Annotated in this window: 23 protein-coding genes; 9 read left to right on the forward strand and 14 right to left on the reverse strand. The window is 64.2% G+C overall.

Annotated features, from left to right (window positions below; genetic code table 11):
• Positions 1-29: 29 nt before the first annotated feature.
• Together P6U28_RS36040 and P6U28_RS36045 are read right to left on the reverse strand one after the other, a co-directional pair.
• A complete protein-coding gene (locus tag P6U28_RS36040; protein WP_122405775.1) occupies positions 30-887 on the reverse strand; it encodes a prephenate dehydratase in 858 nt (285 codons plus the stop codon).
• A gap of 21 nt (positions 888-908) precedes the next feature.
• Positions 909-1,649, reverse strand: a complete 741-nt coding sequence (locus P6U28_RS36045; RefSeq protein WP_122405774.1) for a 3-deoxy-manno-octulosonate cytidylyltransferase — start codon at positions 1,647-1,649, stop codon at positions 909-911.
• Between the two features lie 235 nt (positions 1,650-1,884).
• Between P6U28_RS36045 and P6U28_RS36050 the strand changes: the two genes are divergently transcribed.
• The 6 genes from P6U28_RS36050 (at position 1,885) to P6U28_RS36075 (ending at position 10,381) form a co-directional block, all read left to right on the forward strand.
• Entirely contained in the window at positions 1,885-2,439 is a 555-nt protein-coding gene (locus P6U28_RS36050) for a cytochrome c family protein (RefSeq protein ID WP_122405773.1), read from the forward strand.
• Between the two features lie 210 nt (positions 2,440-2,649).
• Entirely contained in the window at positions 2,650-4,548 is a 1,899-nt protein-coding gene (locus tag P6U28_RS36055; RefSeq protein ID WP_407120702.1) for an extracellular solute-binding protein, read from the forward strand.
• Positions 4,549-4,562: 14 nt separating this feature from the next.
• Positions 4,563-6,449: an extracellular solute-binding protein gene (locus tag P6U28_RS36060; RefSeq protein ID WP_209295284.1), complete on the forward strand. Its 1,887-nt coding sequence runs from the start codon at positions 4,563-4,565 to the stop codon at positions 6,447-6,449.
• Between the two features lie 2 nt (positions 6,450-6,451).
• The gene (locus P6U28_RS36065) at positions 6,452-7,561 is read left to right on the forward strand and encodes a microcin C ABC transporter permease YejB (RefSeq protein ID WP_122405770.1); all 1,110 of its coding nucleotides are present in this window, start codon (positions 6,452-6,454) and stop codon (positions 7,559-7,561) included.
• Positions 7,561-8,739 carry an ABC transporter permease gene (locus P6U28_RS36070; RefSeq protein ID WP_122405769.1) on the forward strand — a complete coding sequence of 393 codons (1,179 nt, stop codon included), beginning with the start codon at positions 7,561-7,563 and terminating at the stop codon, positions 8,737-8,739. The genes P6U28_RS36065 and P6U28_RS36070 overlap by 1 nt, the downstream gene beginning before the upstream one ends.
• Positions 8,740-8,743: 4 nt before the next feature.
• On the forward strand, positions 8,744-10,381 hold the full coding sequence (locus tag P6U28_RS36075; RefSeq protein WP_407120703.1) for an ABC transporter ATP-binding protein: 1,638 nt from the start codon (positions 8,744-8,746) through the stop codon (positions 10,379-10,381).
• A gap of 127 nt (positions 10,382-10,508) precedes the next feature.
• Here P6U28_RS36075 and P6U28_RS36080 read toward each other — a convergent pair whose 3' ends face one another.
• Both P6U28_RS36080 and P6U28_RS36085 read right to left on the reverse strand, forming a co-directional pair.
• The gene (locus P6U28_RS36080; protein ID WP_122405768.1) at positions 10,509-11,363 is read right to left on the reverse strand and encodes a C40 family peptidase; all 855 of its coding nucleotides are present in this window, start codon (positions 11,361-11,363) and stop codon (positions 10,509-10,511) included.
• Positions 11,356-12,729 carry a M17 family metallopeptidase gene (locus P6U28_RS36085; RefSeq protein WP_122405767.1) on the reverse strand — a complete coding sequence of 458 codons (1,374 nt, stop codon included), beginning with the start codon at positions 12,727-12,729 and terminating at the stop codon, positions 11,356-11,358. Before P6U28_RS36085 ends, P6U28_RS36080 begins: the two co-directional genes overlap by 8 nt.
• 201 nt (positions 12,730-12,930) lie before the next feature.
• On the opposite strand from P6U28_RS36085, the gene P6U28_RS36090 reads away from it, so the two are divergent.
• The 3 genes from P6U28_RS36090 (at position 12,931) to P6U28_RS36100 (ending at position 15,847) form a co-directional block, all read left to right on the forward strand.
• Positions 12,931-13,134 (forward strand): hypothetical protein, encoded by a 204-nt coding sequence (locus P6U28_RS36090; protein ID WP_122405766.1) that lies wholly within the window; start codon positions 12,931-12,933, stop codon positions 13,132-13,134.
• Positions 13,135-13,416: 282 nt separating this feature from the next.
• Complete coding sequence (locus tag P6U28_RS36095; RefSeq protein ID WP_122405765.1) at positions 13,417-14,907, forward strand: metallophosphoesterase; 1,491 nt, start codon at positions 13,417-13,419, stop codon at positions 14,905-14,907.
• Between the two features lie 112 nt (positions 14,908-15,019).
• Positions 15,020-15,847 carry a tetratricopeptide repeat protein gene (locus P6U28_RS36100; protein ID WP_122405764.1) on the forward strand — a complete coding sequence of 276 codons (828 nt, stop codon included), beginning with the start codon at positions 15,020-15,022 and terminating at the stop codon, positions 15,845-15,847.
• A gap of 56 nt (positions 15,848-15,903) precedes the next feature.
• On the opposite strand, the gene P6U28_RS36105 is transcribed toward P6U28_RS36100, so the two are convergent.
• The 10 genes from P6U28_RS36105 to P6U28_RS36150 form a co-directional block, all read right to left on the reverse strand.
• Entirely contained in the window at positions 15,904-16,878 is a 975-nt protein-coding gene (locus P6U28_RS36105; protein ID WP_122405763.1) for a type II secretion system F family protein, read from the reverse strand.
• Positions 16,879-16,887: 9 nt separating this feature from the next.
• Complete coding sequence (locus tag P6U28_RS36110; RefSeq protein ID WP_122406940.1) at positions 16,888-17,865, reverse strand: type II secretion system F family protein; 978 nt, start codon at positions 17,863-17,865, stop codon at positions 16,888-16,890.
• Positions 17,866-17,881: 16 nt separating this feature from the next.
• The gene (locus P6U28_RS36115; protein ID WP_122405762.1) at positions 17,882-19,351 is read right to left on the reverse strand and encodes a CpaF family protein; all 1,470 of its coding nucleotides are present in this window, start codon (positions 19,349-19,351) and stop codon (positions 17,882-17,884) included.
• Positions 19,352-19,372: 21 nt separating this feature from the next.
• Positions 19,373-20,641, reverse strand: coding sequence for an AAA family ATPase (locus tag P6U28_RS36120; RefSeq protein ID WP_122405761.1), 1,269 nt, complete (start codon positions 20,639-20,641; stop codon positions 19,373-19,375).
• On the reverse strand, positions 20,638-21,372 hold the full coding sequence (locus P6U28_RS36125) for a CpaD family pilus assembly protein (protein ID WP_407120705.1): 735 nt from the start codon (positions 21,370-21,372) through the stop codon (positions 20,638-20,640). The genes P6U28_RS36120 and P6U28_RS36125 overlap by 4 nt, the downstream gene beginning before the upstream one ends.
• A 20-nt stretch (positions 21,373-21,392) precedes the next feature.
• Positions 21,393-22,856: a type II and III secretion system protein family protein gene (locus P6U28_RS36130; RefSeq protein ID WP_162500652.1), complete on the reverse strand. Its 1,464-nt coding sequence runs from the start codon at positions 22,854-22,856 to the stop codon at positions 21,393-21,395.
• Between the two features lie 11 nt (positions 22,857-22,867).
• Complete coding sequence (gene cpaB / locus P6U28_RS36135) at positions 22,868-23,665, reverse strand: Flp pilus assembly protein CpaB (protein ID WP_162500459.1); 798 nt, start codon at positions 23,663-23,665, stop codon at positions 22,868-22,870.
• A gap of 131 nt (positions 23,666-23,796) precedes the next feature.
• On the reverse strand, positions 23,797-24,321 hold the full coding sequence (locus tag P6U28_RS36140; RefSeq protein WP_407120706.1) for a prepilin peptidase: 525 nt from the start codon (positions 24,319-24,321) through the stop codon (positions 23,797-23,799).
• A 121-nt stretch (positions 24,322-24,442) separates the two neighbouring features.
• The gene (locus P6U28_RS36145; protein ID WP_164937099.1) at positions 24,443-24,589 is read right to left on the reverse strand and encodes a hypothetical protein; all 147 of its coding nucleotides are present in this window, start codon (positions 24,587-24,589) and stop codon (positions 24,443-24,445) included.
• A 69-nt stretch (positions 24,590-24,658) separates the two neighbouring features.
• Positions 24,659-24,823 (reverse strand): Flp family type IVb pilin, encoded by a 165-nt coding sequence (locus P6U28_RS36150; protein ID WP_122405756.1) that lies wholly within the window; start codon positions 24,821-24,823, stop codon positions 24,659-24,661.
• Positions 24,824-25,009 lie beyond the last annotated feature (186 nt).

Below are 25,009 nucleotides of genomic sequence, written 5' to 3' on the forward strand. Positions count from 1 at the left end.
CACGCTTGGCGTGCCCCGGAACGACAGCTTCAATCCTGCGTCTCGCTGAATGTCGCCCGGAACGGATGTCCCGGATACACGCCGACGATGCGGAATTCGCGCGAGAAGAATTTCAGCTCCTCGATCGCGAAGGCGAGGCCCTTGTCATCGGGGTGGCCGTCGACGTCGGCATAAAACTGCGTGGCGAAGAAATTGCCGTCGACCATGTAGCTCTCGAGCTTGGTCATGTTGACGCCGTTGGTGGCGAACCCGCCGAGCGCCTTGTAGAGCGCCGCCGGCAAATTGCGCACGCGGAACACAAAAGTGGTGACGAGCGGGCCGGTGCCTTGCGGCGCCCATTTCGGCTCGCGCGCCAGCACCACGAAGCGCGTGGTGTTGTGGGCCTCGTCCTCGATGTCGTCGGCAAGGATGTCGAGGCCGTAGATCTTGGCGGCCAGGCGCGAGGCGATCGCAGCGACGGTCTTGTCCTTGCGCTCGGAGATATCGCGGGCACTGCCGGCGGTGTCGGCGTGCACGATCGGCTTGATGCCGAGTTTGCGGATGATGCGCCGGCACTGGCCGAGCGCATGCACGTGGCTCTCGACGCTCTTGATGTCTTCGAGCTTGGTGCCCTTCACCGCCATCAGCTGATGCCGGACCGGCAGAAACCATTCGCCGATGATGAAAAGTCCGGAGGCCGGCAAGAGATGATGGATGTCGGCAACGCGGCCCGCGACCGAATTCTCGATCGGAATCATGCCGAGATCGGCCTCGCCCGAGGAGATCGCCGACAGCGCGTCCTCGAAGGTGGCGCAGGGCATCGGCTCGGCGTCGGGATAGGCCTCGACGATGGCGATGTGGGAATTGGCTCCGGGCTCGCCCTGGAATGCGATCTTCATCTTGCTCATGGTCGGCCTTGTAGCAGCGGCTCAGGATTTGGAAAGGATGCTGCGCGCGGTTTCGAGATCGGGCGGCGTATCGACGCCCCGGGGGACGCTGTCGACGATCATGATGTCGATGCGCATGCCGGCCTCCACCGCCCGCAGCTGTTCCAGGCTTTCCTGGCGTTCCAGGGGCGAAGGCGGCAGCGACACGAACCGCTCCAGCGCGGCGCGGCGATAGGCGTAAAGGCCGATGTGGTGGTATCGCGGTCCGTTGCCGTAAGGAGCTGTGGCGCGGGTGAAATAAAGTGCCCGCAACCGCTTCGGCCCGATCGGCGAACCGATAGCCTTCACCACGCTCGGGGCGAGGTCCTCCTCCTCGGTGTGGATCTGCGAGGCCAATGTGACGATGTCGACCGCGGGGTCGTCGAAGGGCGGCAGCACCTCGCGGATCGTTGCCGGCGTGATGGTCGGGAAATCACCCTGGAGATTGATCACGATCTCGGCCTTGCCCTCGGGATCGAGCTTTTGCATGGCCTCGTGAATGCGGTCCGAGCCGGAAGGGTGGTCGGCGCGGGTCATCACCGCCTCGCCGCCATGGGCGGTCACCACCGAGGCGATCTCGTCGGTGTCGGTGGCGACCGCGACCCGGCCGATTGCCGCGGCCTCGGCACGGCGCAGCACGTGCACGATCATCGGCAGACCTGCGATATCGGCGAGCGGCTTGCCGGGCAGGCGGGTGGCGGCCATGCGGGCCGGGATCAGCACCAGGATGCGAGGATCGGTCATTTGGATTCAAAGGTCCGGGGTCGAGAGCCTGGAAACCGGGCGTTTTCCGCGCCGAGAAATGGAGTGGGGACGGGCTGAAAGCCGGGTCGCTTATACGGGTTGCCAGACCCCGGGCAAACCGATATCTCAATGACAAAACTCGGGGAAACAATAAGGAACGTTTTGATTCTCCCGAGGCTCGTCCTGGCGGCCATCCGGGCCGCTGTTTCCTTCTTGCGGTGGGGCCTGGCCGGAAATGGACTCTTTCGAACTCAATAAGATTCTCGGTGCCGTGCTCGGCACCTGTCTCGTTCTGCTGGTGACGAGCTTCACCGCCCAGGCGCTATTCTCCCCCAAGATGCCGGAAAAGCCGGGCTTTGAGATCGCGGTGAAGGAAGATGCCGGCCACGGCAAGGAAGGTGGTGCCGCCGCCGCAGCGTCCTCCGAGCCGATCGAAAAGCTGCTCCAGACTGCCTCCGTCGAGAAGGGCGCTGCCGCCGCCAAGAAATGCGGCGCCTGCCACACATTCGAGAAGGGTGGCCCGAATCGGGTCGGTCCGAACCTCTATGGCGTTGTCGGCGAGCCGAAGGGCGAAGGCCGCGGCTTCAACTTCTCGGCCGCCATGAAGGCCAAGGGTGGCACCTGGACCTTCGACGATCTCAACAAGTTCATTGCCAACCCGAAGGGCTTCATTCCGGGCACCGCGATGGGCTTCGCCGGCATTCCGAAGGACTCCGAGCGCGCCGACGTCATTGCCTATCTGAACTCGCTGTCGGACCATCCTCAGTCGCTGCCGACCGCGTCGAAGTAAGGCCTCCAGAACTCATTCGGAATGTGCGGCCGGGCTGAAAAGCCTGGCCGTTTCCTTATCCGGACCTCGCGACGACGTTATCGGGGCGTTTGGCCGCATGCGATGGGTCGTCGGGGCTTCCAAGATGAGGAAAAAGCAACATATTCCGTCGAAACCTCGCCTATATTGGGAACTTAAAGGAGTAGCCTCCTTCAAGACAGGGATGTTGATTTGGCCATTACCCGACGCGATCTCCTGCTCACCGGCACTGCTGCCGCAGCGCTTCCCGCCCTTGGTTCCGTCGCGGGCGTTGCCGTCGGCTCGGCGCATGCGCAATCAGCAGCTGAGCTGCCCTGGCGCCATGCGCTGTCGCTGTTCGGAAAGGTCAAGTACCCCGCCGACTTCAAGCGCTTCGACTACGTCAATCCGGACGCGCCCAAGGGTGGCGTGGCGCGCCAGATCGCCGTCGGCACATTCGACAATTTCAACATCGTCGTATCGGGTGTGAAGGGGCAGGTGGCCGGTGCGATCGCCTTCATCTACGAATCCCTCACGACGCCCTCGCTTGACGAGGTCTCGACCGAATACGGCGCGCTGGCGGAAGCGGTCAGCCACCCCGATGACTTCTCCTTCGTCACCTATCGCTTGCGGCCGCAAGCCAAATGGCATGACGGCAAGCCCGTGACGCCGGATGACGTGATCTTCTCGCTCGATTCCTTCAAGAAGAACCATCCGATGTACTCGGCGTACTACAGCCATGTGGTAAAGGCCGAGAAGGTCGGCGAGCGCGAGGTGCGGTTCGTCTTCGACGCACCCGGCAACCGTGAACTGCCGCAGATCGTGGGACAGCTTATTGTCTTGCCGAAGCATTGGTGGGAGGGGACGGACGCGCAGGGCCGCAAGCGCGACGTTTCCGCCACGACGCTCGAAGTGCCGCTCGGTTCCGGCCCTTACCGGGTCAAGGAATTCGTTGCAGGACGATCGATCGCGCTGGAGCGCGTCAAGGACTATTGGGGCGGCGATCTGCCTGCCAATGTCGGCCGCAACAATTTCGACGAGCTGCGCTACGACTACTTCCGCGACGCCACTGTCGCGATCGAGGCCTTCAAGGCCGACCAGGTCGATTGGCGCACCGAGAACAGCGCGAAGAACTGGGCGACAGCCTACGATTTCCCGGCGGTGACCGAAAAGCGCGTGATCCTCGAGGAATTCCCCAATCGCAGCTCGGGCGTGATGCAGGCATTCGTGCCGAACCTGCGCCGCGCCAAGTTCAGCGATCCCCGCGTGCGTCGCGCGCTCAACTACGCGTTCGACTTCGAGGAGATGAACAAGCAGATCTTCTACGGTCAGTACAAGCGCATCAGCAGCTATTTCGACGGGATCGAAGATCTGATGGCGACCGGCCTGCCACGGGGGAAGGAGCTCGAGATCCTCGAGACCGTCCGCGCCCAGGTCCCGCCCGAAGTCTTCACCACCGCCTACACCAATCCGGTCGGCGGCAGCCCCGAGGCCGTGCGCGACAATCTTCGCGAGGCGCTGCGCCTCTTCAAGGAGGCGGGCTACGAGGTGCGCGACCGCAAGCTGATCGACGTCAAGACCGGTGCCCAGTTCTCTCTGGAACTGCTGAATTCGGATCCGAGCTTCGAGCGGATCGCGCTGTTCTACAAGCCGTCGCTGGAGCGGCTCGGCATTGCCGTCAGCGTGCGTACCGTCGATCCAACTCAATACGAGAACAGGACCCGCGAGTGGGATTTCGACATGGTCACCAACTCCTGGCCCGAATCGCAGTCGCCGGGCAATGAGCAGCGCGAATTCTGGTCCTCCAAGACGGCCGACATCGCCGGCTCGCGCAATGTTGCCGGCATCAAGAATCCGGCGGTTGACAAGCTGATCGAGCGGGTCATCTACGCCACCGATCGCGACGATCTCGTTGCCGCGACCAAGGCGCTCGACCGCGTGCTGCTGTGGAATCACTACGTCGTGCCGCAGTGGAATTATCCAAAGCTGCGTACCGCGCGCTGGGATCGCTTCGGCCGGCCGGGGGAATTGCCCAGATATGGTCTGTCCGGCTTCCCGTTCATCTGGTGGTATGACGCAGAGAAGGCAGCGCGGATCGCAAAGAAGTCGTGAAGGACAACCCCCGCATGACGCAGATGTCACGCCGCCATGTGTTGGTCTTGGGCGTTGGCGGCGCCCTCGGGGCGTCGCTGGGTGCGCAGCCGCTACGCAGTGCGCGAGCGTCGGAAGCGGCGACCGAGGCGCACGGCATCTCGGCGTTCGGCGATCTCAAATATCCGGCCGACTTCCATCATTTCGATTACGTCAATGTCGACGCGCCGAAGGGAGGCACGTTCTCGCTGATCCCGTCGGTGCGCTCGTACAACCAGTCCTACCAGACCTTCAACTCGCTCAACGCTTTCATCCTGAAGGGCGACGGCGCGCAGGGCATGGACATGACGTTTGCACCGCTGATGGTCCGCGCAAACGACGAGCCCGATGCGATGTACGGGCTGGCCGCCCAATCCGTGCGGATATCGCCGGACAAGCTGGTCTATCGCTTCACCATGCGGCCCGAGGCGAAATTCCACGACGGCACGAAGCTCACTGCGCATGATGCGGCGTTCTCGCTGACGGCGCTGAAGACCAAGGGCCATCCGCTCATCATCGTGCAGATGCGCGACATGGTCAGCGCCGAAGCGCTCGACGATGCGACGCTCGTCGTCACTTTTGCCAAGGGACGCGCCCGCGACGTGCCGCTCTATGTCGCCGGGCTTCCGATCTTTTCGAAGGCGTACTACGCGTCTCGCCCGTTCGATGAATCGTCTCTGGAGACTCCGCTGGGCTCTGGTCCGTACAAGGTCGGCAAGTTCGAGGTCAATCGCTATATCGAGTATGAGCGGGTGAAGGACTGGTGGGCTGCCGATCTGCCGCCCTGCCGCGGCACCTACAATTTCGATGTCGTGCGCTATGAGTTCTATCGCGACCGCGATGTCGCCTTCGAGGGTTTCACCGGCAAGAGCTATCTCTACCGCGAGGAGTTCACCTCGCGCATCTGGGCGACACGCTATGACTTCCCGGCCGCGAAGGATGGCCGCGTCAAGCTGGAGGTCGTGCCCGACGACACGCCGTCCGGCGCGCAAGGCTGGTTCATCAACACGCGGCGCGACAAGTTCAAGGACGCGCGCGTGCGCGAGGCCCTGATCAACGCCTTCGATTTCGAATGGACCAACAAGACCATCATGTACGGGGCTTATGCCCGTACCGTGTCGCCGTTCCAGAACTCGGACCTCATGGCGGGCGATGGGCCTCCTTCGCAGGAGGAGCTCAAGCTGCTCGAATCCTTCCGCGGTCAGGTTCCCGACGAAGTGTTCGCTGCGCCGTTTACGCCTCCGGTGTCAGACGGCTCCGGGCAAGACCGCAGCCTGTTGCGCAAGGCGCAGCAACTGCTGAACGAAGCCGGCGTGCCGATCAAGGACGGCAAGCGGGTGCTGCCGAATGGCGAGGTGTTCAGGATCGAGTTCCTGCTGGATGAGCCCTCGTTCCAGCCGCACCATGCGCCCTACATCAAGAATCTGGCGACGCTCGGCATCGAGGCGAGCGTGCGTCTCGTCGATGCCGTGCAACACAAGGCGCGCCAGGAAGATTTCGATTTCGACATGACCATCCAGCGCTTCAGCATGTCGGCGACGCCAGGCGATGCCATGCGCGCGTTCTTCTCCTCGCAGGTGGCGAACACCAAGGGCTCGTACAATCTCGCGGGCGTCGCCAGTCCGGCGATCGATGCAATGATCGAGAAGATCATGGCGGCTGACAGCCGCGAGGAGTTGACGATCGCCTGCCGCGCGTTCGATCGTCTGTTCCGCGCCGGCCGCTATTGGGTGCCGCAATGGTACAACAAGACGCACCGGCTGGCTTATTGGGATCAGTTCGGCCATCCGCAGAAATTGCCGCGCTATGCCAACGGCGTCGGCGCGCCCGACATCTGGTGGCATGAACCCGCCAAGGCGGCCAAGCTCGAGCAGGCAAAATAGCCATGAGCGCCTATATCGCCCGCCGCATCCTCCTGATGATCCCGACGCTGCTCGGAATCCTCTTCGTGTCCTTCGTCGTCGTGCAGTTCGCGCCGGGCGGCCCGGTCGAGCGCGTGATCGCGCAACTCTCAGGCGCCGATACCGGCGGCACGTCGCGCATTTCGGGCGGCGGCGATTTTGCGCAGCGCGCACCTGGGCAGGTCGGTGCCGGCGGCGATGCCATCAATTCGAAATATCGGGGGGCGCAGGGGCTCGACCCTGATTTCATCAAGAAGCTGGAGGTGCAGTTCGGCTTCGACAAGCCGGCACCGGAACGCTTCCTGCTGATGGTGTGGAATTTCGCTCGCTTCGATTTCGGCAAGAGCTATTTCCGCGACGTCAGCGTGCTCCAGCTCATTAAGGAGAAGCTGCCCGTCTCGATCTCGCTCGGACTGTGGCTGACGCTTCTGACCTATCTGATCTCGATTCCACTCGGCATCCGCAAGGCGGTGAAGGACGGCACGCGATTCGACACCTGGACATCGACAGTGCTCGTGCTCGGCTATGCGATTCCCGGTTTCCTGTTTGCGATCCTCCTGATCATCCTGTTTGCCGGCGGCTCCTTCTTCAACTGGTTCCCGCTACGCGGACTGACCTCGGACGGTTGGTCGCAGTTTCCCTGGTACTGGAAGATCCTCGATTACTTCTGGCACCTGACGCTGCCGCTGATCGCCATGGGGCTTGGCGCGTTCACCACCATGACGTTCCTGACCAAGAACTCGTTCCTGGACGAGATCCGCAAGCAATACGTCATGACTGCGCGGGCCAAGGGCTGCACCGAGAGCCGGGTGCTCTATGGCCACGTCTTCCGCAACGCCATGCTGATCGTGATCGCCGGCTTCCCCGGAACCTTCATCCACGCCTTTTTTTCCGGCTCGCTGCTGATCGAGACCATCTTCTCGCTGGATGGGCTCGGGCTGCTCAGCTTCGAGAGCGTGCTCAACCGCGACTACCCGGTGGTGTTCGGCACGCTCTACATCTTTTCGCTGGTCGGTCTCGTGATCAATTTGATCTCCGACCTGACCTATATGTGGATCGATCCTCGGATCGACTTCGAGGCGCGGGAGGTCTGATGACGATTACCGCGCCGACGCCGATCGAGACCACGGCCAAGTCTCCGCTGGGAGGGGTCGTACCGATCACGCGCAAGCCCTACGCGCCTTCGCCACTCAACAGGCGGCGTTGGCAGAACTTCAAGGCCAACCGGCGCGGCTATTGGTCGTTCTGGATTTTCATCGGCTTGTTCGTGGTCTCGCTGTTTGCGGAACTGATCGCCAATGATCGGCCCTTCCTGATCAAATTCGACGGCCGTCTCTATTGGCCGGCCTTCGTGACCTATTCTGAGACGACCTTCGGCGGCGATTTCGAGACGGCGGCGGACTACCGCGATCCCTATTTGCAGAAGCTGATCAAGGACAAGGGCGGCACCATCGTCTGGCCGCTGATCCGCTATTCCTACGACACGCATAATCTCGACCTGCCGACACCGGCACCGTCGCCGCCGACCTGGATGCTGACGGAGAAGCAGTGCAAGCCGGTGGTGGAGAAGAAGGGGCTGAAGAGCTGCCGCGACCTCGAATACAACTGGCTCGGCACCGACGATCAGGGCCGCGACGTGGTGGCGCGATTGATCTACGGCTTCCGCATCTCGGTGCTGTTCGGCCTTTGTCTCACCATCGTTTCGTCCGTTATCGGCATCGCGGCGGGAGCGGTGCAGGGCTATTTCGGCGGCCGGGTCGATCTCATCTTCCAGCGCTTCATCGAGATCTGGACGGCGATTCCCTCGCTCTATCTTCTCCTGATCCTGTCCTCGGTCCTCGTGCCCGGCTTCTTCGTGCTGCTCGGAATCCTCCTGCTGTTCTCCTGGGTCTCGTTGGTCGGTCTGGTGCGGGCCGAATTCCTGCGCGGGCGCAATTTCGAATACATCCAGGCGGCGCGGGCGCTCGGCGTGTCCAACCCGGTCATCATGTTCCGTCACTTGCTGCCGAACGCGATGGTCGCGACCATGACCTTCCTGCCCTTCATCGTGTCGAGCTCGGTGATGACACTGACGGCCCTCGATTTCCTCGGCTTCGGCCTGCCACCGGGCTCACCTTCGCTCGGCGAGCTGCTGTCGCAGGCCAAGGCCAACGTGCAGGCACCGTGGCTCGGCTTCTCAGGTTTCTTCTCGGTTGCGATCATGCTGTCGCTGTTGATCTTCATCGGCGAAGCCGTGCGCGACGCCTTCGATCCGCGCAAGACGTTCAGGTAAGGTCATGGACGCCATCAACCAGCCCCTGCTCAGCGTGCGCGATCTCTCGGTGGCCTTCCATCAGGCCGGCGCCACCACGCTCGCGGTCGACAAGGTCTCGTTCCAGATCAAGCGCGGCGAATGCGTCGCGCTGGTCGGCGAGTCCGGCTCCGGCAAGTCGGTCAGCGCGCTCTCGATCCTCAAGCTGCTACCGTACCCGAACGCCTCCCATCCTTCGGGCAGCATCCGTTTCAAGGGGCAGGAGCTGATCGAGCAATCCGAGCGGCAGATGCGGGAGATCAGAGGCAGCGACATCTCCATCATCTTCCAGGAGCCGATGACCTCGCTCAATCCGCTGCACACGATCGAGGCGCAGATTGGCGAGATCATCCAGCTGCATAATCCGACCAGCAATGCCGAGGCGCGCAGACGGACGCTGGAGCTGCTCACGCAGGTCGGCATCCCCGAGCCCGAGACGCGGCTGAAGAGCTATCCGCACCAGCTCTCCGGCGGTCAGCGCCAGCGCGTGATGATCGCGATGGCGCTCGCCAACGAGCCGGATCTGTTGATCGCGGACGAGCCGACCACGGCGCTCGACGTCACCGTGCAGGCGCAGATCCTGGCGCTGCTCGCCGAGATCCGTTCGCGGCTCGGCATGAGCCTCTTGTTCATCACCCACGATCTCGGCATCGTCCGCCGCATCGCCGATACCGTGTGCGTCATGAAGGGCGGCGTGATCGTCGAACAGGGGCCGGTCGAGCAGGTCTTCAAGACCCCGAAACATCCCTATACGCGCGACCTGCTCGCCGCGGAGCCGAAGCCGGATCCCGCGCCGCCGCAGCCGAGTGCGCCGGTGGTGATGTCGGCCGATGATCTCAAAGTCTGGTTCCCGATCAGGCGCGGCCTGATGCGCAAGACGGTCGGCCACATCAAGGCAGTCGATGGCGTCAGCGTCGCCGTGCGCAAGGGCGAGACGCTCGGGGTGGTCGGCGAATCCGGCTCGGGCAAGACCACGCTGGGGCTCGCACTGCTGCGGCTGATCTCCTCGAATGGCCGTATCGTGTTCTTAGGCAAGGACATCCAGGGCCTGCGCTTCAAGGAGATGCGCCCCTTCCGGCGCGACATGCAGATCGTGTTCCAGGATCCGTTCGGCTCGCTCTCACCGCGCATGTCGGTCGCCGACATCATCGCCGAGGGCCTGTCGGTGCATCAGCCGAAGCTGTCGCGTGAGGAGCGCGAGGCACGCGTCGTCAAGGCGCTGGAGGATGTCGGGCTCGATCCGGAGACGCGCTTCCGCTATCCGCATGAATTCTCGGGTGGCCAGCGCCAGCGCATCAGCATCGCGCGGGCGGTGGTGCTGGAGCCGGATTTCGTCGTGCTGGACGAGCCGACCAGCGCGCTCGACATGCTGTTCCAGGCGCAGATGGTCGATCTGCTGCGCGAGCTCCAGCGCAAGCGCGACCTCACCTACATGTTCATCTCGCACGACTTACGCGTCGTCGCCTCGCTCGCCAGCCATCTCATCGTGATGCGCGGCGGCAAGGTGGTCGAGGAGGGGCAGGCGGCCGAACTGTTTCGGAATCCGAAGACGGATTACACGCGCGCGCTGTTCGCGGCCGCGTTCCGGCTGGAGACCGCGGGGAACGGGGCGGTCGCGACGTAGCGTTCGTGATTCCGGGGCGCGCGCAGCGCGAACCCGGAACCCAGAGATTATGGTGCGAGGTGCTCAGGTGCGCAATTGCGCACCATAGTTCAGGCGCGATGCGCGTGCCCCGGAATCACAAGAACAATCAGAGCCGCTTGATCGCGACGACCTCGCTGCCGGCCTGCTTGATCCGCGCAATCGCGGGCTCGATCGGTTCGATCACGGTCGCCATGTGATGGGCATTGGCGTGAACCATGGTGCTGCCGTCGCGGACGATGGCGACATGGCCCTTCCAGAAGATCAGATCGCCACGCAGCAGGCTGCTCCGCTCATGCGGCTCCAGCGCACGGCCGAGACCGGCGAGCTGCATGTCGCTGTCGCGCGGGCAGCCGATCCCGGCTGATGCCAGCGAGACCTGGACCAGGCCCGAGCAATCGATGCCAAAACTGCTCTTGCCGCCCCAGAGGTAAGGTGTGCCAATGAAGCGCTCGGCCACTGCGACGAAATCCGGCTCGTAATGATCGAGCGGCGCGAGGTGAGTCCGTGGCAAGAACGTTCCGTCCCGCGTCACCGCGAAGGCCCCGTCCTCGCGCGCGATCGTGAGCCTTGATCCCAGGACCAGCGTGGCAGCCGGCGGCAGCTTGATCGACGGGCCGGGAAACGCAAACGTCCGGAGTGCGCTGACCTTGTGCGTCGGCGCGGCCGTCGGCTTCAACAGCGCCGCGTCGGGCAGCCAGCCGACATAGCCGTCGCCATTGAGCTGGCCCCAGGCCCAGCCTTCGCCGTTGCGGTCGTAGACCGTGACGCGCTCGCCCCGCAGCGCCTCCGTCATCAGCATCGCATTCGAGGATGGCTGCTCGCGCAACGGCGCGAGCGCGTCGATGACCTCGAATTCTTCGCCGGTGACGAAGCGCTCCGCCGCAACCTTGCCTTCGAGATACTTCGCGGCGATGTCGCCCCGCGCCGGCGTCAGCCTTGGATCGTGTCCTGGATCACGCATAGCGCTCGCTCAGCAATGCGTAGATGGCGCGCGCGGCCTGGCACTCGCCGCCTTCGGGCCGCGCCGGCTTCGCCGACGGCGTCCAGCCGTAGATGTCGACATGCAACCAGCTCTTGGCGTGCTCGACGAAGCGCTGCAGGAACAGGGCGCAGGTGATCGAGCCGGCAAAGCCGCCCGACGGCGCATTGGTGATGGTCGCCGTCTTGGAGTCCAGCCAGGAATCGTAAGGCGGCCACAGCGGCATGCGCCACAACGGATCGTTCTCCTTCGCCGCGCAGCGCGCGACGTCGACGGCCAGCGTCTCATCATTGGTGTAGAAGGGCGGCAGGTCCGGCCCCAGCGCGACGCGCGCCGCGCCGGTCAGCGTGCCCAGGTCGATCAGCAGGTCCGGCTTCTCCTCGTCGGCCAGCGCCAGCGCATCGGCGAGCACCAGGCGTCCTTCCGCATCCGTGTTGCCGATCTCGACCGTGATGCCCTTGCGCGAGGTAAAAATGTCGAGCGGGCGGAAGGCATTTCCGGCGACCGCATTCTCCACCGCCGGGATCAGCACGCGCAGCCGCACCTTCAGCTTCGCATCCATCACCATGCGCGCCAGCGCCAGCACGTTGGCGGCGCCGCCCATGTCCTTCTTCATGATCAGCATGCCGCTCGACGGCTTCAGGTCGAGGCCGCCGGTGTCGAAACACACGCCCTTGCCGACCAGCGTCACCTTGGGATGATCAGGATCGCCCCAGCCGATGTCGATCAGCCGTGGCGCGCGGCTCGAGGCCATGCCGACGGCGTGGATCAGCGGGAAATTCGTCTTCAGATCCTCGCCGATTGTGCAGGCGAAGCTTGCCCCGAACTCGGCCGCGAGCGCCTGCGCGGCCGCCGCGAGCTCCGACGGGCCCATGTCGTTGGACGGCGTGTTGATGAGGTCGCGCGCGAGCATCGCGGCATCGGCAATACGCTCGATCTCGGCCGGGTCGACACCGTCAGGTGGGACCAGCCGGACCTCGGGGCGATCAGCCTTGCGGTAGCGGGCAAAGCGGTAGCAGCCCAGTGCGAAGGCGAGCGCCGCCAGTCGCGCATCGTGCGGTGCATTGGCAAAGCGATAGGTGCCCGGCGGCAGCAGGCCGGGCAGGGCGCCCGGCCGGAACAGGTCGCGCGATCTGGCGCCCTCGTCCTCGAGACCGAACAGCACCTGCGCGATCGCGCCATCCGGCGCGGGCAGCGCCAGATAGCTGCCTGGCTTGGCGGCAAAGGCGCTCGCCCTTGCGAACTGGCGGTGCGCCGGTGGCAGCGTCTCGGCGACCTGATCCCAGCTCGACTTGGTGACGAAGGTGATCGGGGTGGCGGTGGGTGAGGTCTCGAAGACAGAAGGCATTGGCGGGTCCGGATCGTCGGATCAAGCGGGTCATGCGAACGGACCAGACTTCGCAGAGTTTCGCCGCCGCTGCAATCGGCTTTGCCGTCACCGTTCAGCTAGCCGCTACTCGCCGCAAGGAGGCCATGCTAGGTTCCGGAGAGCGGCCGCCTGAAGTGGAGATCGCCGGCGACCGATGAGGAAGCGCCGGGAGGAAATGCGATGGAATTCGTGTGGAGCGTGGTCACGTTCATCGGCCAGGCCATCGAGGCGATTTTTGGCTATGTCGAGCATCACCATTGGATCTTCGCGTTCCTTGCCGGCGGCTACGTCTTCTATCTCCACGACCGCTCCGTGCACGCGCGGTTCGACGCGCTCGACAAGCGCGTAGACGAAATCCGCAAGCGGCTCGCCGTCGAATATTGACCTGGCGAGACGAAACCGTCCTCGGCGGATCTCGTATCTCACGTCGACGACTGCCGTTCGCAAAAGCACCGCCGCAGGGCTTTACTAGCGTTGTGGTTGTGGCATTATTGACGAATATTTAAAATTGTGCCGTCCGCTCCGCATACACCGAACGCGGACACGCGGCGGCACGCGGTTGATACCTGTCCAGGTTCGTTCTTGGCTGATACGGCCTGAATCTGTTCGTCGAAGCATTTCTCTCATCGTTTGGGCGGCGCAGCATTTGCAGATGAGCGGCGCAAAATGGATAGATCGTTCGTCATTGTGCAGATTTCCGACCTGCATCTGGACGGGTCGGGCCGGCTGCTATCGACCGTCGAGACACTCAGGGCCGCGATTCGCGAAAAGATGACGGGCGTCACGGATGTCCCCGATCGCATCCTGCTGATCACGGGGGATCTGGTGGACGATCCGAATCCGCGCGCGCTCGACGAGGCGCTCGCCGTGATCGCGACTTTCCGGCAGACCGGGCTGTTCACCGACATCCAGGCCGTTGCCGGAAATCACGATGTCAAGCGGCCGAGCCAGCGTGCCGGCCGTCACGACGCCTATGATTACCTGCATCTGCCACGAACCTCGAAGAGTGTCTATTACCGGCAGGCAGGCCTCGAGCTGGCGCTGCTCGATTCCAATCGCGCAAGCCTGATGGCGCTCGCGAGCGGCAAGATCGACGAGAGCACTTACAAGGCGATGGTCGCAGAGTCCGCCCGGCTCAGCGCCGAACTCGCGGCCAGCATGGGTTCTGCGGGGCGCGCCGATTATGCCGAGCCGGCGGAAAACCTGGTCCGTGTGCTGGCCCTGCACCATCATCCGCTGCCGCAGGCGACCGGCGAAGGAAAGCGCTTTCTCGGCGTGCCCGACGAACCGCTGATGTATCTCGCCGCGCCCGCGACCTTCCTCGAGGCTGCCATCTCGCTCGATGTCGATCTGGTTCTGCACGGTCATCGCCACGTCGAGGGACTGACCCGCTATTCCGTCCCCGATCCGCGCGCGACATCGAGCGAGAGCAGGGAGGCGTTCTGGCGCACGATCTACGTGCTCTCATGTCCATCCTCGACCGGCCAAGCCGGCGACGCCGCCGGCTTCAACCTCATCCATTTCGGCCCCGCGTCCCGTGGCTGGCGCACGGAACATCGTTTCGCGATCACCCGCTATTCAAGGCTGCGCAACGATGCCGCCTTCACGCTGCTCGATTCGAACCTGCCTGACGGCGTCATCAGACTGCCGGCAGCGCGGAACTTTTCCCGTGATCCGGCCGTCCAGGCGGCGATCGAGGTCGCCTCATCCGCCTCAGTGAAGCGGGATCAGATCGCGGCGATCACCCGCCGGCTGTTCATGCGCCGCAGCTTTTATGATGAAGCCGACCCGAACTGGGCGGATGCGCTCTACGCCTACGTCGTCTCGTCGCATGCCTGGACTGAGCTCGAAGGCAAGATCGCGAGGTCCGCGCCCAGATCTGACATCGACACGCTTGCGGCGGTGAGAATGCTGCTCGGCCGATTGGTCGAGCAATCCGCCGAGGTGCTCGGCATCGATAGCGCTCAGCTCGGTGAACTCTGCGGGAGGGGTCTGATCAACTGTGACGACTTCCTGCGCCAAGTGCCGCGGTTGCCCTGCGAGGGCGTCGACGTTCAGTGGCAGGCGCGGCAGAGACTGCAACTGCTGCGGGACTTGGACGAACAGGTGAAGACGCTCGGCCTCCATCTGGATCTCGGCGGTGAGGTGCCGTCGTAACAATCGCCGCCGTGAGAGGAGTAGGCCCGAGACGGCGTTAACCGGCCGTTAGGGTTAACATTCTATTGCTGACGCGTTCGGCTCGATCAAGCGGCTCGAGAGTCAAGGCGTCATGCGTCAACGGATCAGTCTTACCCGGCTACTTGCCTCCACGTCGCTGGTCGCGATGCTGGCGATGGGACTCGGCGGCTGCACGGCCATGTCGAAACTCTCCGAGGTGACCGGCTCGGTCGGGCCTCGGGCGGAGGCGGTTCCCACCGATCGTGCGCCCACCGATCCAGCGCGTGCGGTCGAAGTCTATGGCGAGCGCTACCGCGCCAATCCCAAGGATGCCGACGCCGCGCTCGCCTACGGACAGGCCCTGCGTGCCAACGGTCAGCGCGCCCAGGCCGCCGCCGTGCTTGAGCAGGCGACCATCGCCAATCCCGGCAACAAGGCGCTGCTTGCCCTGTACGGCCGCGCACTCGCCGACAACGGCAATTTCCAGCAGGCTTACGACGTTCTGTCGAAGGCGCATTCGCCCGACAATCCCGACTGGCGCCTGCTTTCGGTACAGGGCACCGCGCTGGACCAGATGGGCCGTCACGAAGAGGCGCGATCCTATTACGCGAGCGCGCTGAAGATCGCACCGGGTGATCCCGGCGTGCTCTCCAATCTCGGCCTGTCCTACATGTTGTCGAGAGACCTGCCGAAGGCCGAAGAGGCGCTGCGGCAGGCCTACGCCTCGCCGCGTGCGAGCGCCCGGGTGCGGCAGAACCTCGCTTTGGTCGTCGGTCTCCAGGGCCGCTTCGCGGAAGCGGAGACCATCGTGAAAGCGGACCTGCCACCGGACCAGGCCGCGGCCAATGTCGCCTATCTCAAGGACATGCTGAGCCGCAGCGACGCCCCGCGCGGCGCACCGAAGCGGACGCCGGTTGCCTCGCTGAGCCAGCCCGACTGATCGGATCCGACCGTCTGATCTCGGCTTGATTGGTGAACGGCGCGGTTCGCTCGGGCTCAGTGCATCTCTGTGATCTTGATGCCGGTCGGTCCGAGAATGACCACGAACAGCACCGGCAGGAAGAACAGGATCATCGGCACCGTCAGCTTCGGCGGCAGAGCGGCGGCCTTCTTCTCTGCCTCGTTCATGCGCATGTCGCGGTTCTCCTGCGCCATGACGCGCAGCGACTGGCCGAGCGGGGTGCCGTAACGCTCCGCCTGCTGAAGCGCCAGACACACCGACTTGACGCCCTCGAGCCCGGTGCGACGTGCCAGATTCTCATAAGCGACCTTGCGATCCTGCAAATAGGACAATTCGGCCGTGGTCAGGGTGAACTCCTCCGACAGCGCGATCGACTGGCCCACGATTTCGTTCGCAACCTTGCGGAACGCCATTTCGACCGACATGCCGGATTCGATGCAGATCAGGAGCAGATCGAGCGCGTCGGGAAACGCACGCTTGATCGAGAGCTGGCGCTTGGAGATCGCATTCCTGAGGAACAGCATCGGCGACTGGAGGCCGAGATAGGCCGCGCCGATGCAGATGCCGATCTTGACCGGCATCGCCTGCTCCATATGCGCGATCACGAAGACGTAGAGGGCCGAGCCGATCAAGAGCACGATCGGGGCGACCATGCGGGCGAACAGGAAGGTGATGTACGGCGCCTGGCCGCGGTAACCTGCCATGATGAGCTTGTCTCGCGCAGCCTCCTGCGCGAGCCATTTGGTCAGATTGAAGTCCTCGACCACCTTGGAGACGAGTTGCTTCGGCGTCTGGCGCAGCGAGACCTTTTCGTTCTTGTGAAGACGCTCACGCTCGCGCTGCCGGATGCGTTCGCGTTCGCTCGCCACCGCTTTCATCCGCTTGGAGAGGCCCTCGCCGGCGAACAACGGCATCACCAGGGTATAGACGGTGGCGCTCGCGGCGATGGCCGCGAGCAGCATGGTCATGAAGCGGACGTCGTGCAGTTTCGAGACGAGGAATTCGACCATACGGCACCGTCAGAAATCGAAATTGATCATCTTCTTCATCACCATGATGCCGATCGACATCCAGACGACGCAGCCGACCAGCATCAGCTGTCCGGTGGGATGAGTCCAAAGCAGCGAGATGTATTGCGGCGTCGTGAGGTAGACGAGGAACATCACGATCGGCGGCAGCGAGCCGATGATGCCGGCGGAGGCCTTGGCCTCCATCGACATCGCCTGGATCTTTTCCTTCATCTTCTTGCGGTCGCGAAGCACTTTGGAAAGATTGCCGAGCGCTTCGGAGAGGTTGCCGCCCGACTTCTGCTGGATCGACACCACAATGCCGAAGAAGTTGGCCTCCGGAAGCGGCATGCGCTCATAGAGCCGCGCGCAGGCCTCGCCGAGCGGCATCCCGATCGCCTGCGTCTCGATGATGGCCAGGAATTCGCTGCGGAGCGGCTCGGGCGAGTCCGCGGCCACGACCTTGATCGACTCGAACAGGGGCAGGCCCGCCTTGATACCGCGGACGATCACGTCGACCGCGTCGGGCAGCGCAGCCAGGAACTTGGTTTCACGACGCTTCTTCAGGAAGCCCAGAGCCCAGCGCGGCAGGCCGAAACCACCGGCAAAGGCGAGACCGGCAGCGCCGATCAGGCCGCCGCCGGCGAACAGAGCGACCGCGAAAAATACGCCCGCCACGACGGCGGATACGGTCCAGAATTTCTGCGGCGTCCAGTCTAGCCCCGCCTGCGACAGGCGGACGCTGAGCGGAGCGCTCTTCTCCTGCGCGCGCCGCGCCTCGAGGTCCTTGAGCGTGGTCTCGACCTGCTCACGGCGCGAGCGTTGGGTCTTCTCGGCCTGGCGGGCCGTGGGAGCTTCGGCGCGCGCGACCGAGGCGCGCCGGCTTTCCGCCTTTCGTTCTCCGGACAGCAGCGGATAGAGGAATACCCAGGCGATGCCACCGACCGCTGCGGTGGCGAGGAAGGCGAGGGCGAGGACCTGCATGTTCATGGCGGTGCTGACCTGCTCACGTCTTCGGCGCGACTTCCGCCGCGTCGAGCGCCGCGGCAAGGCGCTTCTCCTCGCCGTAATAGCGGGCGCGTTCCCAGAACTTCGGACGGCCGATGCCGGTCGAGCGGTGGCGGCCGATGATCTTGCCGTTGGCGTCCTCACCGACCATGTCGTAGAGGAAGATGTCCTGGGTGATGATGGTGTCACCTTCCATGCCCATCACCTCGGTGATGTGGGTGATGCGTCGGGAACCGTCGCGCAGGCGTGCGGCCTGGATGATGACGTCGATCGAGGCGCAGATCATCTCGCGGATGGTGCGCGAGGGCAACGAGAAGCCGCCCATCGTGATCATGGATTCGCAGCGCGACAGCGCCTCGCGCGGGTTGTTGGCGTGCAGCGTGCCCATCGAACCGTCATGGCCGGTGTTCATGGCCTGGAGCAGGTCGAAGGCTTCGGGTCCGCGAACCTCACCGACGATGATGCGTTCGGGCCGCATACGCAGGCAGTTGCGCACCAATTCGCGCATGGTGACCTGGCCCTCGCCTTCGATATTGGGCGGGCGGGTTTCCAGCCGCACCACATGGGGCTGTTGAAGCTGGAGCTCGGCGGCGTCCTCGCAGGTGATGACGCGCTCGTCGTGCTCGATGTAATTGGTGAGGCAGTTGAGCAGGGTGGTCTTGCCCGAGCCGGTACCACCGGAAATCAGCACGTTGCAGCGAACGCGGCCGATGATCTGAAGGATCTCGGCGCCTTCGGGCGTGATCGCGCCGAACTTGACGAGCTGATCCAGCGTCAGCTTGTCCTTCTTGAATTTGCGGATGGTGAGCGCGGGGCCGTCGATCGACAGCGGCGGCACGATGGCGTTGACGCGAGAGCCGTCGGCGAGGCGCGCGTCGCAGATCGGCGAGGATTCGTCGACGCGCCGGCCCACCTGGCTGACGATGCGCTGGCAGATGTTGAGAAGCTGTTGGTTGTCGCGGAAGCGGATGCCAGTGCGTTGGATCTTGCCGCCGACCTCGATGTAGACGGTGTTGGCGCCATTGACCATGATGTCGGCGATGTCGTCGCGCGACAACAGCGGTTCGAGCGGGCCGTAGCCGAGAACGTCGTTGCAGATGTCGTCGAGCAGCTCCTCCTGCTCGGCGATCGACATCACGATGTTCTTGATCGCGATGATCTCGTTGACGATGTCGCGGATTTCCTCGCGCGCGGACTCCGAATCGAGTTTGGCGAGCTGGGCGAGGTCGATGGCCTCGATCAGTGCGCCGAAGATGGTCGCCTTGACCTCGTAATAATTGTCCGAGCGCCGGCTCTCCATGGCCGGAGGCGGCGGGGCCTTGGCAGGGGCAAGCGGCGGCGAGGCGACGGCCGGCGGAGGCGGAGCGCGCGACACCGTCGGCGCCTGAGCCTGGGCAGGCTCGAGCGACACGGCGCCGGGCTTGGGCGCCCGAAAGTCGGTGTCTGTTCCGCTACGCTTACCGAACACTTAACAACTCCATGCGGCGGCTTATCTTCCCCGCAACTTCTCAATCAGAGGTGAAAGCAGGGACGACTTTTGTTTCTTGGTCTCGCTGCGGCCGGTCAGACGCTGGGCGATCTGCAGGAACATCTCGATCGACTTGTGGTTCGCGGATATCTCCGCGATCATCTGGCCGTTGTTGGCCGCCGAGCCGAAGATCTGCGGCTCGAACGGGATCGAGACGACCGGCTGGCTCTCGATCGCCTTGGCGAACTCCGCGGCGGCGATTTCGGGCCGTTTCGGCACGCCGACCTGGTTCAGGCAGTAGAGCGGCGGCCGGTCGTTGGGGCGCGCGGCCTTCAACAGATCGAACAGGTTCTTGGTGTTGCGCAAATTGGCGAGGTCGGGCGCGGCCACGATCAGGATATCGTCCGCTCCGATCAGAGCGCGCTTGGTCCAGCCCGACCATTGATGCGGAACGTCGAGCACGATGCAGGGCATGGTGGAGCGCAGCGTGTCGAACACGGCGTCGAAAGCGTCGGTGCCGAAATCGTAGACCCGGTCGAGCGTGGCAGGCGCCGCCAGCAGGCTGAGATGGTCGGTGCATTTCGACAGCAGGCGGTCGATGAAAGCCGTGTCGACGCGGTCGGGCGAGAACACGGCATCGGCAATGCCCTGCGGCGGATCCTGATTGTAGTCGAGCCCGGCGGTGCCGAAGGCGAGGTCGAGGTCGGCGACGACGGCGTCCATCGCGAGGTCGCGTGCGATTGCCCAGGCGACATTGTGGGAGATGGTGGAGGCTCCGACGCCGCCCTTGGCGCCGACCACGGCGATGATGCGGCCGACCGCCTTGGCTTCCGGCGCCGAGAACAGGTTGCAGATCGAGCGCACGACATCGATCGCGCCGACCGGCGCGAGCACGTAATCGCTGACGCCGCGGCGCACCAGCTCGCGATAGAGCGTGACGTCGTTGATGCGGCCGATCACGACCACGCGGGTGCCGGCGTCGCAGACGGTGGCGAGCTGGTCGAGGCCGCCCAACAGATCGCTGCGGCCGTCGCTCTCGAGCACGATCACGTTCGGCGTCGGGGCCGAGCGGTAGGCCTCGATCGCGGCCGCCATGCCGCCCATCTGGATTTTCAGATGGGCCTTGCCGAGACGGCGATCCTCGCCGGCCGACTGGACCGCGGCGGCAGTCTCCACGGTCTCGCAGAAGGCCTGGACTGAGACGCGCGGCGCGGGCGCGATATGCTCCTCGACCGGCGGAGGAGCTGCTGCCGGCTGCTCTTCTTGTGTCTGGCGCGCGTAGCTGATCATTTGCCGGTGTCGCTCAGTTTGGCCTTGTCGGCGTCGGGATAGGTGGTCGCCGTCGTGGTTCCCTTGCGATACTTCTCCAGGCTGGTGATGCGCCGCGCCGTATACGACGGAGTTTCGGGCCGCGGCTGCTCGAGGTCCGATGGATTGTCGACCATGGCCGCGAGGTTGCGCTGATGGGCGCAGCCGTAATTGTAGTAATCCTTGTTCTCGAACCAGCGCTTGTTCTTCATCGAGGGGCCGATGTCCTCCGGCCACAGGCCGCAGGGGCCGGCGACCGCCGCGATCTTGGAATAGGTCAGCCGGATCGGCGGCAGGAAACGCTTGTCTTCCGGTTGATACGGGTGGACGCTGACGCCGCGTGCCGGAACGCCCGCCGCCGCCAGCATCGCCTGGATCTCACGCATCGTATCGGCAACCGGACGAGCATTGGGCGTATTGGAGGGCACGTCGATGCGAATGGCGCCGGTGCCTTCGTGCAACCATGCCGATGCGACGCCCATTACGTCGGCGCGCTGGGCGGCGGTCAATCCACCGCGGGCATGGCCGACGAAGACGACGATCGAGCGGTTCTGCTCCTCGACCGCGATCGGGTGGCGCTGCTTGTAATCGTCGGGAATCGAGGCCGTGAGGACCTCGTCGTGCTGGCAGCCGCCGAGCACGAGCGCCATGCCGACGAGCGCGCCACCGAGGCGGATGGCGCGTTTGCGAAGCTGGGGTGGTCTTGTGATCATCGTGAAGTCCCCGTTCCGCCTCAGTCGGTGATGAAGCCGTAGGTGCCGCGGTAGCTTTTGGCCGGTTCGGTCCGTCCGGGCACGCCGTAGAGCCGGTTGATATTGCCGATCAGCTGGGCCTGCGGATCCGCAGGCGGTGCGAAGCCGTCGTCCGGCCGCGACAGATCCTTTGGTGCCACCGCGCGAACGACATAGGGGGTCACGATCACGACCAGCTCGGTCGCGTTGTTGACGAAGTCGCGGCTGCGGAACAGCGTGCCCAGGATCGGGAGCTGCATCAGTCCCGGCAATCCGCTGATCGCCTGCTTGGTCTGCTGCTGGATCAGACCGGCCATCGCCATCGCGCCGCCGGAGGGAATTTCCAGCGAGGTCTCGGCGCGGCGGGTCCTGATCGAGGGCACCGTCAGCGAGTTCACCGAATTCGAGGTCACCGCCTGCGACAGCGTGATCGCATTCTCGTTCGACAGTTCCGAAACCTCGGTCATCACCCGCAGGCTGATCTTGCCTTCGCTCAGCACCACGGGAGTGAAGTTCAGGGAGATGCCGAACTTCTTGAAGCTGATCTGGGTGGTACAGACATGCGTGGTGGGGTCGCAGGCATAGCCTGCCGGGACCGGGAATTCACCGCCGGCGATGAACGTCGCCGACTCGCCGGAGATCGCGGTCAGGTTCGGCTCGGCCAGCGTGCGGATCACGCCCGCGGTTTCCATCGCGCGCAGGGTGGCCTGCACCGACGGCGCGGCGCCGAACTTCGTGGTCAGGTTATTGCTGTCCACGAGGTTCTTGCCGAGAGCCGTGAACGGATTGGAGTTGGAAAAGCTCACCACCGACGTGCCGTAGTTGAGGTTGGCGGTCAGGTCGATGCCGAGCTGCTTGATGATGCTGCGCTGGACTTCCGCCACCGTCACCTTGAGCATGATCTGGTCGCGGCCGCGCACCACGATCGAGTTCACCACCTTCTCGGGGCCGCCGGCCAGGCGCGCGGCGAGATCGTTGGCCTGCTGCGCCTCCATCGGGTTGGCAGCCGTGCCGGTCAGGACGATACCATCGCCGAGGCCATCGATCTGGATGTCGGCATTGGGCAGGACCTGCTTCAGCGCGGCCCGTACGCCGTTGAGGTCGCGCTTGACCGCGATGTCATAGGCCGCAATCTGCTGACCGGCGGAATCGAAGAAGACGATGTTGGTCTGACCGACCGCGGCGCCGATGATATAGGCGCGCTGCGCCGAGCGGACCACCGCATTGGCGATCTTGGGATCGGCGACCAGCACGTCCTTGATGTCGCGCGGCAGGTCGATCACGATGGACTTGCCGACGCCGAGCGAGAGGAAACGCGCGTTGATCTGGCCGTCCATCGCGGCCGGAGCCACGGGGCGGTAATCGGCAGCGACCGCCGGGTTGAGCGCCAGCGCGAGGGCGGCCGAAAACGACAGGGCACGGACCAGTGAGGTTCGCATCGTCGCCGAATTTGCCCTGCATTTCATATCGACTGTCTTCATCGTGCCTTAGCCGTCTGACTTGGAATGCCGTAGCGAATGATCGAAACACCCTCTCGCTTCTGCGCGGAGTCATCGAGCGTGATTTCGCTCATCTTGACGTCGACGATACTGCGCAGCGCCAGTGACAGCGTGCCGCTCTGCCGCGCCGCGGACAGCGTTGCGGTCTGCGCGGGAGTGAGCTCGAGGGTGACGGTCTTGCCGATCACCGCGTTCTGGCCGTCCTTCTCCTTGGGCGCCTGGTCGATGGCGAGGACGCGGATATTGGCCAGGATGATCTCGGAGGTGACGACGTCGGGGGCGCCGCTGCCCTGGTCCGGGTTCTTCGACCGGCGCGTGAGCAGGACGTCGACACGGTCGTTGGGCAGGATGAACCCGCCTGCGCCGGTCTCCGGCGAGATCTCGGTCGAGATCGCCCGCATGCCGGTGGGCAGGATTGCCGCCATGAAGCCGGAGCCTTCGGCCTTGACCAGTTTCTGGTCGCGGATCGGCTCACCCTGAATGAACGGAGCCCGCGCGATCGAACCGGCCACCTGGGTCGCACCATCGGGGCGCTCGTTGCGGCGGATGAAGGTGGTGCTGGCGGTCGCGGCCGGCCAGGTCTGCCATTGCACGTCTTCGGGCTTTACGGTCTGGCCGAGGCCGATGTCGTTCTTGGCGACGAGGACGTCGACGGTCGGCAGCTGCGCGACCGGAAGCGGAGGCGGCGCAGAATTGTCGGTGCCGCTCGCCAGGTACGCGGCGATGCCGCCGGCGCAGATGGCGACCGTCAGGACGACAATGCGTGCCCTATTCATACGCTTCAACTTTCCAACAATACGCCGCGACGCTACCGCCGCCGTGATCGGCAGTTGACCAGCTATTCGTCAAAGCATGGTTAATGAGGCGTATCTGTAAATCGCCTTAACGCCGGGTTTACCCGGTGCGTTCAGCGCAGTGCGAGGTGAGTGAGGTCGATCGCCTTCACCCATTCGGTCTCCGGGTAGACCATCAACGCGCTCAGCGCGAGCGCGATACCGTAAGGAATGCCGCTCTCCTTGTCGTGCAGCCGTGCGAGCCAGGCCTGAGCCGCGAGCCCGTAGGGCAGCGGCCATTGCCGGACCTGGAGCAGGAGCAGCGTCAGCGCGCCGCCGAACAGCGAAGCGTAGAGCAGGAAGTTCATAAGATGTGCAAAGCCGAACCAGAGCGCGACGGACGCCGCGACTTTGGCATCGCCGCCGCCCACCCAGCCCATGGCAAAGCAGGTGAAGGCCACGACCAGCAGAACCGCACCGGCGCCGATATGGCTCAGCATCTCGTGAGGTGCCATGCCACCGGCGAGGGCGAGCACGAAGAAGCCCGCTACCAGCGCCAGCGAGACGCGGTTCGAGATCGTCATCGTGAATAGATCACTCGCGGCGGCGAATGCCATCAGGGCCGGGAAGAGCAGAAGGCGCGCAAGGTCGAGGATCATGAGCTGCGTCTTGAGGCCTGGTTTAGTCGCGGATCGGGCGTCGCCGCATGCTAGCCGGCAGTGCTAAACAAACCGACAACGGCAGCAATGGTCTGAACAGCAGAACCCGCCGATAGCGAGTTCACAACAGGCTGGCAATGCGCGCGCCGAGTACGATCGTTGCGAGCAGCAGCGCAAGGCAGACCCAATAAGTGGGCGAGCCGGCCTGCGACGCGCCCGCATCGTTCGCCGTCACCGCAGCATCGGTTCTGTACTTACGCAACGCCACTGGAACTCGCCGTCTTCAAAAAACAAAGGCCCCGGAGATCCGGGGCTTTTGCCGTCGTTCGTCGGCTGCTTACTTCAGGCTGGACTGGATCGAGGTGAACTTGGTGTTCAGCGTGCCGCCGAGCTGGTTGACGACGGTGATGATGGCCAGCGCGATGCCGGCGGCGATCAGGCCGTACTCGATGGCGGTGGCGCCGGATTCATCCTTCGCGAAACGCGCAATCACGTTCTTCATGAATAACACTCCGTCTAGTGGGATCGCCTCGCTCGGCGCTGTCTTTGACGCGATGACCATGAGAGCCGAGCTCTTTCGGTAGAGTTAATTCGATCGGGTAAACCCACGCCAGGCGCGATGCTTTTGCCCAGAGTGAATTTCGCCTTAAGACGGCAGCTGCAATTCGTTCCGGTTCCGGATGCATCG

This window comes from Bradyrhizobium sp. STM 3561, from assembly GCF_045571455.1.
Taxonomy (GTDB): Bacteria; Pseudomonadota; Alphaproteobacteria; order Rhizobiales; family Xanthobacteraceae; genus Bradyrhizobium; species Bradyrhizobium vignae.

What these genes read in the sequence shown, in the direction of transcription:
- P6U28_RS36080 (WP_122405768.1), bottom strand. Translation starts at nt 11,363, where the DNA reads ATGCGTGATCCAGGACACGATCCAAGGCTGACGCCGGCGCGGGGCGAC.
- cpaB (WP_162500459.1), bottom strand. Translation starts at nt 23,665, where the DNA reads ATGAATAGGGCACGCATTGTCGTCCTGACGGTCGCCATCTGCGCCGGC.
- P6U28_RS36100 (WP_122405764.1), top strand. Translation starts at nt 15,020, where the DNA reads ATGCGTCAACGGATCAGTCTTACCCGGCTACTTGCCTCCACGTCGCTG.
- P6U28_RS36075 (WP_407120703.1), top strand. Translation starts at nt 8,744, where the DNA reads ATGGACGCCATCAACCAGCCCCTGCTCAGCGTGCGCGATCTCTCGGTG.
- P6U28_RS36090 (WP_122405766.1), top strand. Translation starts at nt 12,931, where the DNA reads ATGGAATTCGTGTGGAGCGTGGTCACGTTCATCGGCCAGGCCATCGAG.
- P6U28_RS36130 (WP_162500652.1), bottom strand. Translation starts at nt 22,856, where the DNA reads ATGAAATGCAGGGCAAATTCGGCGACGATGCGAACCTCACTGGTCCGT.
- P6U28_RS36150 (WP_122405756.1), bottom strand. Translation starts at nt 24,823, where the DNA reads ATGAAGAACGTGATTGCGCGTTTCGCGAAGGATGAATCCGGCGCCACC.
- P6U28_RS36120 (WP_122405761.1), bottom strand. Translation starts at nt 20,641, where the DNA reads ATGATCAGCTACGCGCGCCAGACACAAGAAGAGCAGCCGGCAGCAGCT.
- P6U28_RS36045 (WP_122405774.1), bottom strand. Translation starts at nt 1,649, where the DNA reads ATGACCGATCCTCGCATCCTGGTGCTGATCCCGGCCCGCATGGCCGCC.
- P6U28_RS36105 (WP_122405763.1), bottom strand. Translation starts at nt 16,878, where the DNA reads ATGGTCGAATTCCTCGTCTCGAAACTGCACGACGTCCGCTTCATGACC.
- P6U28_RS36085 (WP_122405767.1), bottom strand. Translation starts at nt 12,729, where the DNA reads ATGCCTTCTGTCTTCGAGACCTCACCCACCGCCACCCCGATCACCTTC.
- P6U28_RS36125 (WP_407120705.1), bottom strand. Translation starts at nt 21,372, where the DNA reads ATGATCACAAGACCACCCCAGCTTCGCAAACGCGCCATCCGCCTCGGT.
- P6U28_RS36095 (WP_122405765.1), top strand. Translation starts at nt 13,417, where the DNA reads ATGGATAGATCGTTCGTCATTGTGCAGATTTCCGACCTGCATCTGGAC.
- P6U28_RS36110 (WP_122406940.1), bottom strand. Translation starts at nt 17,865, where the DNA reads ATGAACATGCAGGTCCTCGCCCTCGCCTTCCTCGCCACCGCAGCGGTC.
- P6U28_RS36140 (WP_407120706.1), bottom strand. Translation starts at nt 24,321, where the DNA reads ATGATCCTCGACCTTGCGCGCCTTCTGCTCTTCCCGGCCCTGATGGCA.
- P6U28_RS36070 (WP_122405769.1), top strand. Translation starts at nt 7,561, where the DNA reads ATGACGATTACCGCGCCGACGCCGATCGAGACCACGGCCAAGTCTCCG.
- P6U28_RS36050 (WP_122405773.1), top strand. Translation starts at nt 1,885, where the DNA reads ATGGACTCTTTCGAACTCAATAAGATTCTCGGTGCCGTGCTCGGCACC.
- P6U28_RS36065 (WP_122405770.1), top strand. Translation starts at nt 6,452, where the DNA reads ATGAGCGCCTATATCGCCCGCCGCATCCTCCTGATGATCCCGACGCTG.
- P6U28_RS36060 (WP_209295284.1), top strand. Translation starts at nt 4,563, where the DNA reads ATGACGCAGATGTCACGCCGCCATGTGTTGGTCTTGGGCGTTGGCGGC.
- P6U28_RS36040 (WP_122405775.1), bottom strand. Translation starts at nt 887, where the DNA reads ATGAGCAAGATGAAGATCGCATTCCAGGGCGAGCCCGGAGCCAATTCC.